Annotated in this window: 9 protein-coding genes; 1 reads left to right on the top strand and 8 read right to left on the bottom strand. The window is 42.0% G+C overall.

Annotated elements, in window-relative coordinates; genetic code table 11:
- Nucleotides 1-9: 9 nt before the first annotated feature.
- The 7 genes from NSB03_RS14065 to NSB03_RS14035 form a co-directional block, all read right to left on the bottom strand.
- Nucleotides 10-1593 (bottom strand): sulfatase family protein, encoded by a 1584-nt coding sequence (locus NSB03_RS14065; protein ID WP_162222286.1) that lies wholly within the window; start codon nucleotides 1591-1593, stop codon nucleotides 10-12.
- 201 nt (nucleotides 1594-1794) lie between these two features.
- A complete protein-coding gene (locus NSB03_RS14060; protein ID WP_024987746.1) occupies nucleotides 1795-3576 on the bottom strand; it encodes a DUF5006 domain-containing protein in 1782 nt (593 codons plus the stop codon).
- Nucleotides 3577-3621: 45 nt separating this feature from the next.
- Nucleotides 3622-5439: a RagB/SusD family nutrient uptake outer membrane protein gene (locus NSB03_RS14055; RefSeq protein WP_024987747.1), complete on the bottom strand. Its 1818-nt coding sequence runs from the start codon at nucleotides 5437-5439 to the stop codon at nucleotides 3622-3624.
- A gap of 13 nt (nucleotides 5440-5452) precedes the next feature.
- Nucleotides 5453-8812: a SusC/RagA family TonB-linked outer membrane protein gene (locus tag NSB03_RS14050; protein WP_257466450.1), complete on the bottom strand. Its 3360-nt coding sequence runs from the start codon at nucleotides 8810-8812 to the stop codon at nucleotides 5453-5455.
- Between the two features lie 27 nt (nucleotides 8813-8839).
- On the bottom strand, nucleotides 8840-10504 hold the full coding sequence (locus tag NSB03_RS14045) for a glycosyl hydrolase family 18 protein (RefSeq protein ID WP_242358316.1): 1665 nt from the start codon (nucleotides 10502-10504) through the stop codon (nucleotides 8840-8842).
- Nucleotides 10505-10763: 259 nt separating this feature from the next.
- Entirely contained in the window at nucleotides 10764-11516 is a 753-nt protein-coding gene (locus NSB03_RS14040; RefSeq protein ID WP_054960312.1) for a nucleotidyltransferase family protein, read from the bottom strand.
- A complete protein-coding gene (locus tag NSB03_RS14035; protein ID WP_024987748.1) occupies nucleotides 11516-12946 on the bottom strand; it encodes a RapZ C-terminal domain-containing protein in 1431 nt (476 codons plus the stop codon). Before NSB03_RS14035 ends, NSB03_RS14040 begins: the two co-directional genes overlap by 1 nt.
- A gap of 131 nt (nucleotides 12947-13077) precedes the next feature.
- Here NSB03_RS14035 and NSB03_RS14030 point away from each other — a divergent pair, with 131 nt between their 5' ends.
- Entirely contained in the window at nucleotides 13078-17025 is a 3948-nt protein-coding gene (locus tag NSB03_RS14030; RefSeq protein WP_128824383.1) for a hybrid sensor histidine kinase/response regulator transcription factor, read from the top strand.
- Between the two features lie 59 nt (nucleotides 17026-17084).
- Here NSB03_RS14030 and fsa read toward each other — a convergent pair whose 3' ends face one another.
- A complete protein-coding gene (fsa, locus tag NSB03_RS14025; RefSeq protein ID WP_024987749.1) occupies nucleotides 17085-17741 on the bottom strand; it encodes a fructose-6-phosphate aldolase in 657 nt (218 codons plus the stop codon).
- Nucleotides 17742-17911 lie beyond the last annotated feature (170 nt).

The following is a 17911-nucleotide window of genomic DNA, read 5'->3' as shown; positions in this document are numbered from 1 at the left end:
GCACTTATATTACTCCTTATCGTTCTTCGGTGAGAAGCGGACAGGATCGTTATATTGCTCTTGAAGTTGCAGCATTTCTTCTTTCAACTCTTTTACTACCGATTCATATTCGGGCTGTCCGTAAAGATTATGCATTTCTGACGGATCTGCCTGCAAATCGTAAAGTTCCCACCAATTTATATCATTATAGAAATGAATCAATTTATAACGTTCTGTACGTACACCGTAATGACGTTTCACCATATGTTCGGCAGGATATTCATAAAAATGATAATAGAGAGCCTTACGCCAATCTTTCGGCTGTTCGCCTTTCAACAAAGGAACAAGAGATTTCCCTTGAATATCGGAAGGAATTTCTACGCCTGCCAATTCGAGGAATGTAGGTGCATAATCAATATTTTGTACCATATCAGTGATGTCACCTCTACGTTCTAATCCTTTCGGCAAGCGCATGACAAGTGGTGTACGCATAGATTCTTCATACATGAAACGTTTGTCAAACCAACCGTGTTCACCCATGTAGAATCCCTGGTCGGATGTATAAACAACGAGTGTATTATCCAACAATCCTTTCTCTTTCAGATAATCGAGCACCCGGCCTACATTGTCATCCAATGATTTCACGGTCTTCATATAGTCGCGCATATAACGCTGGAATTTCCAATTGGCAAGTTCCTCACCTTGCAGATTCTGTTTATAAAAATCGTCTATTATCGGAGTATAGAATTTATCCCATGCAGCACGTTGTGCTTCATCCATACGTCCGAGAAATCTTTCATAAAGTGATTTCAGACGCGATTTTTCATTTGGACGGAGCATCTTCAGGTCGTAAATCATATCCATGTCTTTCACGATGCTCATCTCCTGAGCAGCTGCTGCCGGACGTTCCTCATAATCATCAAAGAAATTATCAGGCAACGGGAACGTTTTATCTTCATAAAGAGCAAGGTTACAAGTATCTGCCATCCAGTTACGGTGAATCGCCTTATGATGAATCAACAGGCAGAATGGTTTCTCCGGATCACGCTTATTTTCCATCCAGTCAATGGCATCATCTGTAATTAAGTTCGTGATATACCCATGTTTTTGGATTGTATCATTATCTTGTGTAATAAAAGCAGGATTGTAATAATCTCCCTGTCCGGGTACTATCTGCCAATAATTAAATCCGGATGGCAAACTTTCCAAATGCCATTTACCGACTAAGGCAGTCTGATAACCTACCTTTTGCAGCAGCTTCGGGAATGTCTGTTGAGAACTGTCGAATACGCAAGTCGTATTATCGTAGAATTTATTGGCACAGCTATGCTTACCCGTAATCATACAGGCACGGCTGGGACCGCTTAATGAATTGGCTACAAAACTTTGAGTAAAACGTACGCCATCGGCAGCAATGCGGTCGAGATTGGGTGTTTCCATGTAGCGTGTGTCGTAACAGCTCATCATTTGAGCCGTGTGATCGTCTGTCATAATATAGACGATATTCAAAGGTTTCTGCTCCGCAGGCTTTTGCTTGTTTGAACAGGAAGCAAGGGAAGCTACGGCAGCTACTCCTGCCAAAGAATAGAACAAGTTTGATTGCAGGTTTTCCATAATGATTAATTTATTTAGATTACATGGCAAAGATAGGGAAGATATGTAAAAAGTATGTCTACAAATAGCTAATGTATTTACAATATTCTCTATTTCCACCCGAATTAGCAGTAAATGCCGGAAGTAAATCGCTGTTGCACGATGGCCTTCCGGCATTGAACTTATTTCATACTATTGAAAACGGTTCGTCAATATGACAGATTAATAGAACTGGTAGAACTTACCAGGAATTGAGACTTTATAGTCTCTATTCACAAGTTCATTCGCTTCCCGTTTATAGTTATCATTTACATAGAAACGAATCCAGTCTATTATCATTCTTGGTCCTTCTGTTGCATAATTTGCAGGATTAATTGACTTCAGTTCAGTATCCCAACCTGCCGGAAGTTCAGAAGAAACACTATTACCTTCTCCGAACAAGTCCATTCGCATTACTAAATAAAGACCTTTCGCTCCAACTGATGTTCCTGTAGAAGCTTTGGTAAAAGGCCATGAATCCAACATATCCCTTGTGACTTCCAAGGTTGTAGAACCATTAATACCTAACTTTATTGTATTTTCATCGACTAGTTCGACCCAATAAATATTATAATCTTCTACTTTAGGAATAGCAGATACTACGCTCTTCGCATCACTGACAACCTCTCCCCTCACCGATTGGGTGATTGCAGAGCCGGAAACATTCTTAAGTATACAGATTGATCGCTTAGCTTCTTTACATGTAGTAGCAGTTGCTGGATTCTTCACCTCTATCATCGGTACAAATCCTGTTCTATTACCTCCTAAACGAACTTTCATTTCAATACGCATACCCGGATATATACGTGTAACATTTTGTGCCCACATCTGCCCTAAAGACTTACAGCAATGTATTCCTGCTGTTCCATAATTAGTACCTTCTACACCTACACAAATATTCAATTCACCTTCATCAGTAACTTTTGCGTATTTGGTCCAATCAATCTTTAAAACATTTCCTCTATTGGCATCCGTTGCATTACCTAATTTTTGATAATCTCCCGATGTTGAATTTTTATGGAACTCAATAGCATAATCAAACTTCCACTGACTGCCCAATTCGGCATTCGGATGTGCTGTTCCTTCGTCCATCTTAGCTGTTTCTTTACCCGTAAACCAGTCATCATCATAAGAAATAAACATGATGTTCGGATTCTCATATACAGTAGTCATATCATACAAATTAGGATCAGCCATTGATTCCAGGTCTGTCATAGTAATAGTCAATGCAGGAGCAGTCATCGGATTGGAAGAAGAATTACTTTTCAGATTCAATACCAACTGCAAGTCGCCTGTCATTTCATAGTCCTGTTTGATAGTCACAGCAGCACTTTTGACCGAAGTTCTTCCTGCAGGAATAGTTAAAGTAGAAGGTAGATTGTCATACCTGCCCTCTTCCCCTTCCTTCGGAGTAATAGTGACTTCGAGTGGCACAGAACTCGGTTTGTCTACTTTGGCAACCAATACAAACTTACCGCCTTCTGTCACCACATTTTCTGTATTATTTTCCAGAGACATGGATATCCGATAATAATCAGATACCTTGATTCCCTGACTGGAATTAGCCATCTTATAACCACGTGCGAAAGCAACAAACTCCATCGTAGTAGTACCAACTAATCCGGAAGTCTTAACCGGAAAATCCACCTGAATCTGCTTCTCTCCTTTCGGGAAAGTAACAATACTACTAAATGGTTCGAACACATTCGCTACATCTTCCGTTCCGGCTTTTGCCGTAAAGTAAATATCGAAATCTTCGTTAGCTACCACCTCATTACCATCAGCATCTGGTTCCACTTTAATATCTACTTTCAAGTGTTCTCCCATCACAAACGCCTTTTCATTGATGCTCATTGTCAAAGGTACAGCTTCCGGCAGAGGACGATACTTGGTCTCATCCTCACATCCTGTCAAACCGATGGTCAACAAACATACCGGAAGTATTTTATATAATATGTTCTTCATATCTTTATCTATCTAATTATCATAAATGAATCTTGTTCCATTCTCCTATTTCCGTTGCCAGCCCGGATTCTGTTTCAACTCATGATTCAACGATATCTCACTCGGAGGTACCGGCAACAGGTAATCGCGGTTAGCATCAAACTGATAGCCTCTCGGAAGAAGTTCCTTCTGTGGGTCGAGCCAGCCGTCTGTAGTCAGAATCGTTTTCAAGTCCGCTGCGTTTTTAGGATCGAATGCTTTGTACAATACACCGTCTGTACCAAAATAAGCACCGGTTCCACGTTTTCCCTGAATCAGTTTATGAGCTCTCCAACGCATCAAATCATCAAGACGAAAACCTTGCAAAGCCAGTTCTGCACGTCTTTCCCGACGGATTTCCTGCAAATTGGCAGAAATGGTATAACCAAAATCGGTGAAATTAGGATCGATTTCAGACGGGTCTTTGTACGTCACCCCAGCGCGCTCGCGCAATGGTTTTAAAGTTTTTTCCAAAACAGCAGAAGTACATTTTCCCAATTCTTCCGCAGCTTCCGCATAAGCCAGCAGAGCTTCCGCATAACGGATCACCGGAAGAGACGTCTCGCCCTGACCGCTTACATATGTAGTATCGATACTCATACGGATGTGATAACCGGTAGCATTACGCGCAGGACCGCCTTCAGTCAGATAAGGGGGACGAACTATCTGTTTGTTCTCTTCCGAATATTCCTCTACCAGCATCGCTTTCGATTTTGATTCCGGTGAGGTTGACTTAAACTTACAATTTGAATGCATAACCGTCGCCAGCAAACGTCCGTCACGGCCTTTAAAAGTCAAATTGAAATCTTTAAAAATGCCGTCAGCAGGATTGATAGGTGTTCCGTCAGCATTCAAGTAATTATCAACCAACGACTGAGATAAACCTGCCGGTCCGCTGTTATCTACATAACCCGCTCCCAGATTACTGCTCAGATTATGAATCACACCATCTGCTATCGAATATTTCTTCCAAAATACAACCTCTGTCATATCCGACAGGTCTTTCGAGTTGAATATATGCGCATAAGCATCTTCTATATTCACTGCATTCTTATCGGTAGCTTTTGTGTTCAAAGCAAGTCCCATACCAAACAGTTCATCGCCCAGTGTCAGCACCTGTCCCAGTAAGTCTGCCGATTTATCTTCAGCAGCGGCAAAGTCTGTTCCTTTGTGATATTTCTCCCAGGTACCTTCATAAAGGGCCACTCTCATAGCCATAATAATAGCGGCCTCCTTACACACTCTCAAACCTTTATACTGGCTACGCGAGTGAAGTAATCCCTTAGCTGTATTCAGATCGTCAAGAATAAACTGCGCCACTGCGGAACGGTCACGTGGAGGAATCTGCAAACCGCCGACAGTTGCATTGCCGTCCCAGAATCTATCCATCACAGGAATACTTCCAAATCTGGTCAGCAAATAAAAATGCCAGTATGCACGGAAAAAATAAGCCTCACCTTTCATTGAAAGTACATCTTTCGTCTCTTCTGTTTCCGGCACTTTATAGTATTCAAAGAAATAATTCACATTACGCAGGTTCTGATATCCTTTCTGCCATTCCGTAGTACCTCCTCCGTTTTCCTGCAATTCTCCGTTCAGACGTTTGTCATAAACCTCCGCAACGATATTATCACTGTTCTTTTCTTCTCCACGAACTCCCATATCGTAAGTCCCGAAAGAAGGAAGTGCTATATACAAACCGTTGATATAGTTGTTCACGGCACTTGCATTGGAAAGGAATGTCTCACTATTGGGTGTTGTCAAAGGCTCTCTGTCCAGGAAGTCCGAACATGCCGACATCATGAAACTTGCCCCAACCACTAATAATATATATATTTTTTTCATCGTCATTCTCTAATTAAAAGGTGAAATCAAGTCCGAATACGAAGTTACGGTTCATCGGGTATACCATACCGTTACCATTCTGCTTCATAGGAGAAGTCAGACCCGGAGCCCTATTTTGAGCATCACCGCCAGCCGACATATTCACCTGATTCAGTGTTTCCGGATCAAATTGTTTCGGCAGTTTCGTTACGGTGAATAAGTTATCGCAAGTCACATATACTTTCAGATTGCTGATACCAATATGTTTCAGTTGTTTTTTGTTGAAGGTATAAGCAACCGTCAGATTCTTCATACGCATGTAAGCAGCATTCAACAGATAACGTGTGGTGTTATATCCGGTATTCACCAAAAAGTCTTTGTCATCCTTCCAGCCGGTCAGACGCGGCAAGTATCCATTCGGATTCTCTGTGCTGAAATAATCGAGATGTTCTTTGAAATTGTAGTTGTTTCCACCAAACATATAGTTACTTCCGGAAATCGGAAAATCTCTCTTAGCCACACCTTGCAACAATGTAGATACTTCAAAACCTTTATATCCCAGATTCAAGTTGATACCGAACGAATATTTGGGAGTCGTATTACCAATAATCTGCAAATCTCCGTGATCAGCCAAAGTACCTTTACCACCGTCTACTCTACCATCCCCATTGGAATCGATATATTTTAAGTCACCGCGACGCCAAAGGTCATTCGACTTGAACGCTGTCAGATTTACATTTCTCAGGTAATCATCAATTTCACGGTTCGACAGGAAAAGATCGTCTGCGCGATATCCCCATATTTCACCAATATCCATACCTTCATAATAACCTTTATTGGCAGCCAGACCTGTATGATTATTGTAAATGATACCTTCAGGATTATTATACTTGGTCACGACAGCCTTGTAGTTAAATACATTGAAACCGACTCCATAGCTAAAACCACATTTCAGTTTATCATTCCAACTTACAGAAAGTTCCCAACCACGGTTACGCAAAGTGGCATTGTTCACTTTAGCACGGTCATCCGAAGCAATGCCACTGATGCTTGGGATAGACTCTGCCGGACCAATCATGTCACGTGTCGTACGTTGGTAGAAGTCGGCAGTTAGTGACAAGCGGTTTTTTAATAACATTAAGTCAAAACCTAAGTTGGCATTATCCACTTTCTCCCAGGTGATGTATGGGCTGATCATTTTCGGAGTCTTGGCAATTGTTCCTTTGGACGCCGTGGAAGACGAAATTCCAGGCAGCAGCCAAGCGTTGGTCCCTTGTGCATCCAACGGCATTTGAGCAATGTAATCATATAGACCTGCACCATTCTGATTTCCCAGACGACCATAAGATACACGTACTTTCAACTGAGACACAGGAAGTGCCAATTGCTGGAAATAAGGAGTGCGTGCAATATCATAACCGGCAGAGAATGACGGGAAGAATCCCCAACGGTGGCCTGGAGCAAAACGGGAAGAACCATCATAACGTCCGCTGAACTCCAGAAAATAAATATTATTGTAGTTCCAGTTCAGACGAGTATAGAATCCCATCGTAGCCCAGTGTGAACGGGCTTCACCTGCTATCACATTTCCGCTGGCATTATCAAATGAATAAATATCGTTACTCAACATACCGTCTTTATACATATATTCTTCCGAATACTCCTGCAATTCCATCTGGTAACCCGCCATTGCCTTAAAGAAATGATCTCCCCACTGGTGAGTATAAGAACTTGACAGATTAGGCGACAGATAATAATTAAACATGCTACCACGTGTGTAAGAGCCGAAATACATGTTTTTCCAGCTAATGCCCGGATAAGCAAATCCTTGTCTCTGATTAGTGGCATCGCCCGGTTTGAAAGTGCCTGCAGGAGTTTCGTACTTCTGGTCATCTTTCATTTTCAGGTTATTATTTTCAACATCAAAACGTATTTTCATTTCTCCGGTGATATCCCAACCTTCCAAAGGAGTTACGGTAGCCGAAAACGACAAGGCATCCGAAATACGGTTTCTCTGATAATTGGAATTTTTCAGATACAACATTTCATTCCAGCTAGGTATATTATATTCTGATTCAACTGGCAGTTCAGTCACCTGAGTCGGACGGTGGCTACCGATCTTATTATACAGAATCATCTGATTAGCCATTGGGCGTTTGATCATCTGCAAAGTAATATTGTTATTCAGGTTGAAGCGCAGCCAGTCACTTGTCTTAAACTGTAACTTGGTATTCAGGTTATATTTACTCAGATCATCCTGTACCTTATCCAGCAAACCTTCCTGATAGGTATATCCCATACCAATATAATAGTTTACTTTATCAGAACCTCCCTGCACGCTCAAATTGTGAGAATGGCGGACAGATTTGTCTTTGAAATAATATTCAAACCAGTCTGTATTACCGTATTGATTATAATAAGCACCTGCCCAGTCATCACCGGTGGTATTCGCTTCAATCCCCGGGAACTCAGCCGAATAAGGATTCTGCATAAATCCCTTAATCTTCTCAATTGTCTTATCCGAAATCTTTTGCAAACCGGATGAAGCTCCTCCATTATCATACTGTTGGTTATTATACGCAGCGTATTCCAACGCATTCATCATTTTAGGCATATTGATAGGTGCACTGAAACCTACCGTGCCACGATAAGTAACACTGGCTCTTTCTTTTTTACCGCTCTTCGTTGTTACTAGAACCACACCATAAGCAGCACGCGCACCATATACAGCAGAAGCAGAAGCATCTTTCAGTACACTGATACTGGCAACATCGGCCGGATTCACATTCTGCATGCTCTGCTCCACTCCATCCACCAATACATAAGGCTCGCCACCGTTAATAGAACCGATACCGCGAATACTGAATTTAATATCGGCACCGATTTCACCACCGACACCACCGCCTACTGCATCCGAAGCAAAGTTCAAACCGGCTATATTACCTTGCAAAGCACTGGTAACATCCGTCACAGGACGATTCACAATCGCGTCATCTTTCAATGTAGCGACAGCTGCCGTAATGGTATTTCTTTTTTGTGTATCCATACCTACCACCACAACTTCATCCAGCACCTTAGCATCTTCCTTCATCACCAGTCTGTTACCTTCCTGTTTAGTGACTTTTACCTGCAATGGGGCATATCCCACATATGTAACAGAAAGAGTGCTTCCTACTTTTCCTTGAATAGAGAAATTACCGTCAATATCTGTAATCGTTCCTTCGGTTACACCTTTTACTATGACTGTAGCACCGATAATAGGTTCTCCCATTTCGTCTACCACCTGTCCCTTTATCAATTTTTGTTGTGCCAACGCACCCAGAGGAAATAATAACAGGAGCATCAGAAACAGAACAAAGCGTTCTTGTTTTCTCACGAACTTCTTTTTTCCCATAATATTATATTTAATTAAGATTCTATTTTATTCTACAGTAGGATTGGCATAGTAATCAAGCTCTTCTTTCACTGCTTTCAACAAAGACATCTCATGCGTCACGTCTACGTCTGTAGCCAAGTCCCAGCTCATGATTCCTCCAAAACCATTCTCGCACACATATTGTGTCTTCTGGCGAATCGTATTCTGGCTGTTGAGCGTATAGTTCTTTCCTTCATAACTCCATGTGTCTGCAGAAGTATTAGTCAGGTTACCCTTACCGACAAGATCAAAATAAGCAGCCTGCTCGCCGGCAGTACCCGTAGTCCCGTAGAAAGGTACTCCCATGACCAGTTTATCCTGAGGTATTCCATAATCGACTGCAGCTTTACCATCCGATTTGAAACGTTCCATAGAGAAAAGTTTTACTGAAGGTCCATAGCATTGCAACGAGATAAAATCGACTGCTGCAATAGCTTCCGCACTTATTTTGTAAGAAACAGGATGTAGGGATACGGTCAAAAATACATCTTTCCCCAATACTTCACGCAATTGCACGATGGCTTTACTGTAATTGGCTAAATCAGTACCTGAATAAGCCCATTCAAAGTCGAGGTCCGCACCATCCAGATTATATTGCTCGATCACCTTCTTTACGTTATTGGCAAAGTTAGTACGGGCAGTTGCGTTGCCGACCATTTTCAACCATTCGCCGCCAGCAATACCCAAACGTATCTTCCGGTCACCTGCCTGTCCATTCAAGGCAGTACGAATCTGCTCCAGACGAATAGCCCATGTATGCGAGTCCTTACCAGGTTTTGCAGCGTCATCATATTTCCAGTAAGCAAGTGTTTTCGTGTTATTCCAATTATCAAAAGAGATGGGATTTCTTCCTAATGTACCCATCAGCAGACTGTTCACAAATGTTTCATCCAGATAACCTTTTAGGTTCTCTCCCATCACAAAGTCAGCACGGGTATTAGGAACCGAAGCAGGCAGAGAGCCTGTAAAGTCAGTGGCAGTATTGTTCGTATCTATATATAACTTGGCAGCGCCACCATCATAAGTCACCGCTACATAATGCCATGCTCCTGATTTCAATGCGCTATTCGTCACTGTGGCCGTAGCACTTCCGACAGTCAGTTTCAAATTACCTTCCGTTGCTCCCAACTGGAAAGCGATGACAACAGAACCGTCGTCTACCTTTTTAAACAAGCAAGCTCCGTCCACCCACTCGCTGACATATATATAAGTACCGAATGTGAATTTCTTGAATGCTCCATCTGGTGAATGCAACAGACCGTCGCCGGCGTTCATCTTGCCGGTACCATCCAATTTGAGTACTCCGTTGCGTCCATTATAAGAAGCAGCATACGTTGCTGCCCCTGTAAGTGTTGCATCATTCACGGGTAAGTCAAAAGTCAAATCACCGTCAGCATAAGGACGTGCCGTCAGATAAATCAAATCGTTGCAAGCACCCATACTTGCTCCCGAAATTCGATTCGTTTCAAAAAAATCACCACGGATATAAGAACAGTTGATAAATGTTTTATCTGTAGGATCAGGATCATCGGGTTCTTCAGTTTCGCCCGGTTTTCCCGTAACTGAACCTTCGGGAGGAGTACCGGTAGGAACATCTACCCATTTTGTGTTTTTGCAAGCTGTCAACATTCCAAAAAGGAAGAGACAAAGAAATAGGAATTTGCTTCTCATAAGTTTATTAATTAAGATTACCTTTTATATAAGTAGCGAAGTCTTTCCTGACATTCACTGCCACAAATTTAGGTTATATCTAAGATTTAAGATGTTCGATTTTGGCTATGATTCTTCCAAAAATGTCTAAAATAGTCCATTTTATCGCATTTTTCGAGGTCAACAGACATTATCAGACAACTTTCGAGACAAAAAAAAGGCGGCAATATCCGTTTCCGAATATCTCCGCCTTTCATTAACTCTAATTACCCGAATATACTCATGATACTATATTCTCTCTTAAAAACTCTTCCGCCCGTGCCAACGTCTCCGGCTTGCCGATATCAATCAGTTCCAACTTTTCCGTAAGATAACCGCAATAATCCGTTTGCCCGCAGGTAGCCAGATAAAAGTCCATAATAGAGAACTTGCCTTCCCAGCACGGCACTTCCATCAACTGGAAGACAGCAGGCGAAAAAACATGGATACCGCTAAAGGCATACTCTCTATACAGCGACTCATCATATAGGAAACCTTCGGGCCTCACCTGTCCCGTATCTTTGTTGATCCATCCGCGCAATCTTCGTTCCACATCAAAAAGCAGATAACGGGAAGTTTTACGGCGACTGGCGAGCAAGGTAGCTACACTTCCGTTCCGCAAATGAAAGTCATATAGTTCTTTCAGATTCATATCCGAAAGAATATCCACATTATGCACAAGGAAGGGTTCATCGGAATTTTCAAAGAATCGACGGGCTTTTCTGATTCCTCCCCCCGTATCGAGCAGCAGGTCCCGTTCGTCGGAAATATGCAACGTCAGTCCGAAATCATTGTTAGCTTTCAGAAAATCAATAATCTGCTCACCGAAATGATGGATATTAATCACTATTTCGGTAAAACCGGAAGCTTTCAGTTTCAAAATCACATGCTCCAGCATCGGACGTCCGGCCACGGGAACAAGAGCTTTGGGCATCGTATCGGTCAGTGGTTTCAGCCGGCTACCCAACCCGGCTGCAAATATCATTGCTTTCATTACACAGTTGCCTCAAAAGTACGTTCTATATTCTGTTCGCGGTGCACCAGCTCCACTTTCACGCCAAATTTGCGGTTCAGGTGCTCTGCCAGATGCTGCGCCGAATAAACCGAACGATGCTGTCCTCCGGTACAGCCGAAGCAAACGGACAAATTACTGAAGCCACGTTCCATATATCGCTTCACCGAAGCATCTACCAACGCATAGACAGAGTCGAGGAAACGGAGAATTTCACCATCTTCTTCGAGAAAACTGATCACCGGTTCGTCCAGTCCCGTGAAAGGTTTGTAGCGTTCGTACTTACCGGGATTGTTCACGGCACGGCAGTCAAAGACATAACCGCCGCCATTACCGGTAGGATCATCGGGAATCCCTTTCTTATAAGCAAAACTCATCACTTTGACGGTAAGCTGCCGTTTCTTGAGATCGTCGGTGAATTGCTTGAGTTCGGTAAGTTCGCGTAGCACATTGCAAAGATACGGGTATTCAGGGTACGCCTCTTTGAGCAAGTCACGCAGGTTCTGGATAGCAAAAGGAACACTCTGGATAAAATGAGGTTTCTTCTCAAAATACCCCCTGAAACCGTAAGCTCCGAGCACTTGCAACGTGCGGAAAAGAACAAAATGACGAAGCTGACTATAGAAATAGGGCTCGTCGATAGGCTGATATTTGCGCAGGGCATCGATATACTCCTTCAGCAATTCCTGACGGAGACTATCGGGATACTTCGCCTTTGCCTGCCACAAGAAAGAAGCGACATCATAATAGAACGGCCCTTTTCGTCCGCTCTGAAAGTCGATAAACCACGGCTCACCGTCTTTGATCATCACATTGCGGCTCTGAAAATCGCGGTACATAAAAGTAGCGGAAGAACTGCGCAGCAGCACATCACTCATCTTCTGAAAGTCGTCCTCCAGTTTATCTTCCTGAAATTCCATGCCGGTAGCCTTAAGGAAACAATATTTGAAGTAATTCAAATCCCAAAGGATAGAACGCTGATTGAACTCCGGCTGCGGATAGCAACGGGAAAAGTCGAAGCCGTCAGCTCCGGCAAACTGTATGGCAGGAAGCAAACGGACCGTCTTGCGGAGCAACTCTTTTTCCTCTTCGGAAAATACGCTGGTAGCACGTCCTTTCTCGATTGCATGAAACAAAAGAGTATCTCCCAAATCCTCCTGAAGATAGTAACTCTTATTTTCGGAAACGATATGAACTTCGGGTACAGGCAGGCCGGACTTGCGGAAATGGGCTGCCATATAAAGGAAAGCATCATTCTCCTCGACAGACGTGCCACATACGCCGATCAGGGTTTTCGCACCTGTCAGCCGGAAGTAGCGGCGGTTGGAACCGGAAGATGGTAATTCTGTTATATTCTCTGCGGGAACTCCCGTATATTCCTGATATAGTTTCTGTAGTTCTTCGGTAATCATAGTCGTACATTTTCGAGCAAAGATAAAGATTATAGATAAATTAATATCATCTTTGCTCAAAACTCTATATCATTTTATTCAATATTCATCCGAATGTATTATCTTTGTTTTTGTTTACCTGATCTACGTTCATGAAAATAAAATTATATATCATCCTATGTATAGTATTTGTCATGCAGATAGCCGGTGCGCTTCCCCTACAGGCAGGACATTATTATTACAAACAAATTTCTTTAAAAGAAGGGCTTCCTTCCACCGTACGATGCATCCTTACAGATGAACAAGGATTCATATGGATAGGTACCCGTTCCGGCTTAGGACGGTTTGACGGTCATGAACTGAAAAAATATATTCACCATGCAGACGATTCGCATTCTTTACCTCATGATCTCATCCATCAGATTGTAGAAGATCAACAAAACAATGTTTGGATTCTGACAGACAAAGGAGTGGCACGTTACCAACGGCAAAGTGATGACTTCTACTTACCAACTGACGATGAAGGGAAAAGCATCATCGCTTATTCTGCTTGTCCTACCCAAGACGGACTACTATTCGGAGTCAAAAACAAGATTTACTTTTATAGTTACCAAAACAATTCTTTCCGTCTGATACAGGAATTCAACCAACCTACGAATATCAAGAATTTCAACATTACGACGCTCAGCCTTTGGGACGAGGAAACCGTACTTTGTTGCAGCCGCTGGCAAGGGATACTCCTGCTTAACTTGAAAACCGGAAAATACAAACGCCCTCCTTTTGACTGTGGGAAAGAAATTATGAGCCTGATCATCGACTCGAAAAAACGAATATGGATTGCCCCATACAACAGTGGCCTTTACTGCTTCGACCGAAACGGGAAACAATTAGCTTCGTACACTACCCGTAATTCTTCTTTAAGCAACAATGTCATACTTAGCCTTGCCGAACGGGAAAACAAACTATGGATCGGAACAGATGGCGGCGGAATTAATATCTTAGAACCGGAAACCGGACGTTTCTCCTTATTAGAACATATCCCTGGCAGAGCAAACTATTCATTACCGGCCAATTCCATCCTCAGCCTCTACAACGACTACAACAACAATATGTGGGCAGGAAGTATCCGAAACGGCCTAATCAGTATCCGCGAAGTATCAATGGTGACTTATACCGATGTCATGCCGGGCAACAATCGTGGTTTAAGCAATAGTACAGTTCTCTGTCTTTATCAACAATCCGACGATAAAATCTGGATTGGAACAGATGGCGGTGGTATCAATCTTTTCAATCCTATCACGGAAAAATTTACACATTATTTATCGACATGGGAAGATAAAGTAGCATCTATCTGTCAATTCATCCCAGGTAAATTATTGATTTCACTTTTCTCACAAGGAGTATTTGTCTTTGATCCGTCTACCGGAAAGAAGCAACCATTTACAATTATAGATGCCCAAACGACTACTCGTCTTTGCAATCGGGGTAAAACGGTCAATCTATATCAAAATAGTCCGGATAATGTGTTATTGCTCAGTGACCATGTTTATCAATATGACCTGAATAAACATACTTTCCAAATAGTCACCGAACAGGAAGGAGAAGACATCATCGGTACTCTTCTGCCTATCACCAACCATGAAAAATATACCTATCTGAACGATATAAAGCACATATATGAATTGGATAAAGAAAACAACCGTCTGACATCCCTGTTCCGTTGTTTCAAAGATACAATTATTAATTCCGTTGCACGTGACGAAAACGGTGATTTCTGGATAGGAAGCAATTACGGATTGATTCATTACAATTCAGTTACTAAAGTACGTACCCCTTTTACCACCTCACTGTTTACGGAAGTAACACTTATCGCATGTGACCAACAAGGGAAAGTATGGATTGGCACAAACGATATGCTTTTCGCATGGCTGATCAAAGAGAAGAAATTTGTATTGTTCGGCGAATCGGACGGTGCCATACAAAACGAATATCTTTCCAAACCGCGCCTACTTAGTAGACACGGAGATATTTACATGGGAGGTGTTAAAGGGTTACTACACATCAACCGCAATCTGCTTCCGGCCGTCTCCGAATTACCCAAGTTACAGTTATCGGATGTAATTGTCAACGGAGAATCGGCCAACAACGAATTAAACGGTAATCCACCCGGGCTTTCCGTTCCTTGGAACAGCAACATAAGTATCCGCATCATGTCAAAAGAGGAGGATATTTTCAGGCAAAAAGTATATCGATATCAGATACAAGGTCTGAACGACCAACAGTTCGAATCATACAACCCGGAATTAGTCATTCGTTCACTTCCACCTGGTGATTATCAGATTATCACTTCCTGCACAGCAAAAGACGGCAATTGGATTCCCGGTCAGCGGATACTGGAACTGACCGTACTCCCTCCTTGGTACCGTACGTGGTGGTTTATGTTAAGCTGCGCCTTGTTCATTACCGGAATGATTATTGAAACATTTCGAAGAACATTGAAACGAAAAGAAAACAAGTTGAAGTGGGCCATGAAGGAGCATGAACAACAAGTGTATGAAGAAAAAGTGCGTTTCCTGATCAACATCAGTCATGAACTGCGTACTCCGCTGACACTGATTCACGCTCCTCTTAACCGTATTCTGAAATCTTTATCATCGGCAGATTCCCAATACTTATCGTTAAAAGCTATTTACCGACAGTCTCAACGGATGAAGAATCTGCTCAATATGGTACTCGACGTCCGCAAGATGGAGGTAGGAGAAAGTAAGTTGCTTATACATCCCTACCCACTTAACGAATGGATCAAACAAGTATCACAAGATTTTGTCAGTGAAGGAGAAGCAAAGAATATACAAATTCATTACTGCCTCGATCCATGCATTGACATGGTAAGTTTTGATAAAGATAAATGTGAAATCATTCTAAGTAACCTACTTATCAATGCATTGAAACATAGTCCTAAAGACACGGAAATTATCATCAAGTCGGAACTACTTTCTGCAAAGAAAAAAGTACGTATTTCCATTACCGACCAAGGTTGCGGCTTACAACAAGTAGATACACAAAAACTATTTACCCGTTTTTATCAAGGAACGGGCGAACAAAGCGGAACAGGTATCGGACTATCTTATTCCAAAATTCTGGTTGAATTACATGGCGGTTCTATCGGAGCCCGTAATAATCACGAAGCCGGTGCCACTTTCTTTTTTGAACTTCCTCAAAAACAAGAAACAGAAGAGATTATCTGCCAACCTAAAGCCTATTTGAACGAACTGATCAGTGATGATGACAACGATATAACACCCGATGGAGATAATTTCGATACAACTCCCTATACCATTTTGGTAGTAGATGATAATCCCGACCTGACTGATTTCCTTAAAAGTTCACTGAGAGAATACTTTAAGCGGATAATAATTGCCGCAGATGGTATAGAAGCTCTACAACTTATAAAAAGTCATACTCCGGACATCATTGTCAGTGATGTGATGATGCCAAGAATGAATGGATATGAACTTTGTAGAAATATCAAGGAAGATATTACCATCAGCCATATCCCCATTCTTCTACTGACAGCAAGAGATGACAAACAAAGTCAGTTAAGCGGTTACAAAAATGGAGCGGATGCCTATCTGACCAAACCTTTTGAGATAGAAATGTTAATGGAACTTATCCGCAATCGTTTAAGAAACCGAGAATCGACCAAAAAAAGATATCTGAATACAGGATTGATCCCCACACCGGAAGAATGTACTTTCAGCCAGGCAGACGAAACATTCTTGTTAAAGCTGAATAAACTTATTCAAGAAAATTTAGACAATAACCACTTAGATATTACCTTTATATGCAAAGAGATAGGTATGAGTCGTGCTTCGCTCTACAACAAGTTGAAAGCCCTGACAGCTATGGGAGCCAATGAATATATCAATAAATTCCGTATGGAGAAAGCCATGATGTTAATTACCAGTACAGAAATGTCTTTTACCGAAATTGCCGAAAAAGTAGGATTCACCACCTCGCGTTACTTCAGTACCGCTTTCAAACAGTATACGGGAGAAACACCAACTCAATATAAAAAGAAACAAAAAGAAAAAAAGTGAATATCCTGAAGAGATTACTTTCATGGATATTCACCTACATAATGGGATTGTATTTACACTCAACCATTCACTTTCCTGTAATCTTCCAGGAATTTTTTCAATCCCGCATCTGTCAACGGATGATTAAGTAATCCTTTGATGGCACCCAACGGACAAGTAGCCACATCCGCCCCTACCTCCACACAATCGATTATATGCTTGGTATTACGGATAGATGCTGCCAGTACCTGTGTCTTATAGTCATATGTGCGATACATACGTACAATATCACCGACAAGTCTTACCCCATTCCCGCAGATATCATCCAACCGACCTATGAAAGGAGAGACATAAGTAGCTCCAGCTTTGGCAGCCAGCAATGCTTGCCCCACGGAGAAGACCAATGTACAATTGGTACGAATCCCTTTTTCCGTGAAATATTTGATAGCCTTAATTCCATCAGCAATACAAGGCACTTTCACTACAATATGCGGGTCAAGTGCAGCAAGTTCTTCACCTTCACGAATCATCCCTTCATAATCGGTCGCTATTACTTCTGCACTCACATCGCCATCCACAATCTTACATATCTTGACGTAATGTTCACGCTGGTTTTGCACACCTTTGATACCTTCTTTCGCCATCAGCGAAGGGTTGGTAGTCACTCCGTCAAGTACTCCGAGGTCATACGCCTCTTGAATCTGCTCCAAATTGGCCGTGTCAATAAAAAACTTCATACTTCTAATTTTTAATGGTTAACTATCTAATAGTCAAAGATAAGAATTAATTTCCATTTTTCCGGGATTAAGAGCCTGTTTAAATTTTCCTGGGATTATGTTAGATAGGCTTTACCGACCTGTTTTTATTCGTCACATAGTCTCCGTCATGCTGCTGCTCACAACAACAG

Origin of the sequence: Bacteroides acidifaciens (assembly GCF_024623065.1) — a bacterium.
Taxonomy (GTDB): Bacteria; Bacteroidota; Bacteroidia; order Bacteroidales; family Bacteroidaceae; genus Bacteroides; species Bacteroides acidifaciens.
The sequence above is the reverse complement of the archived record's forward strand: the minus strand, read 5'-3'. Positions and strand labels throughout refer to the sequence as shown.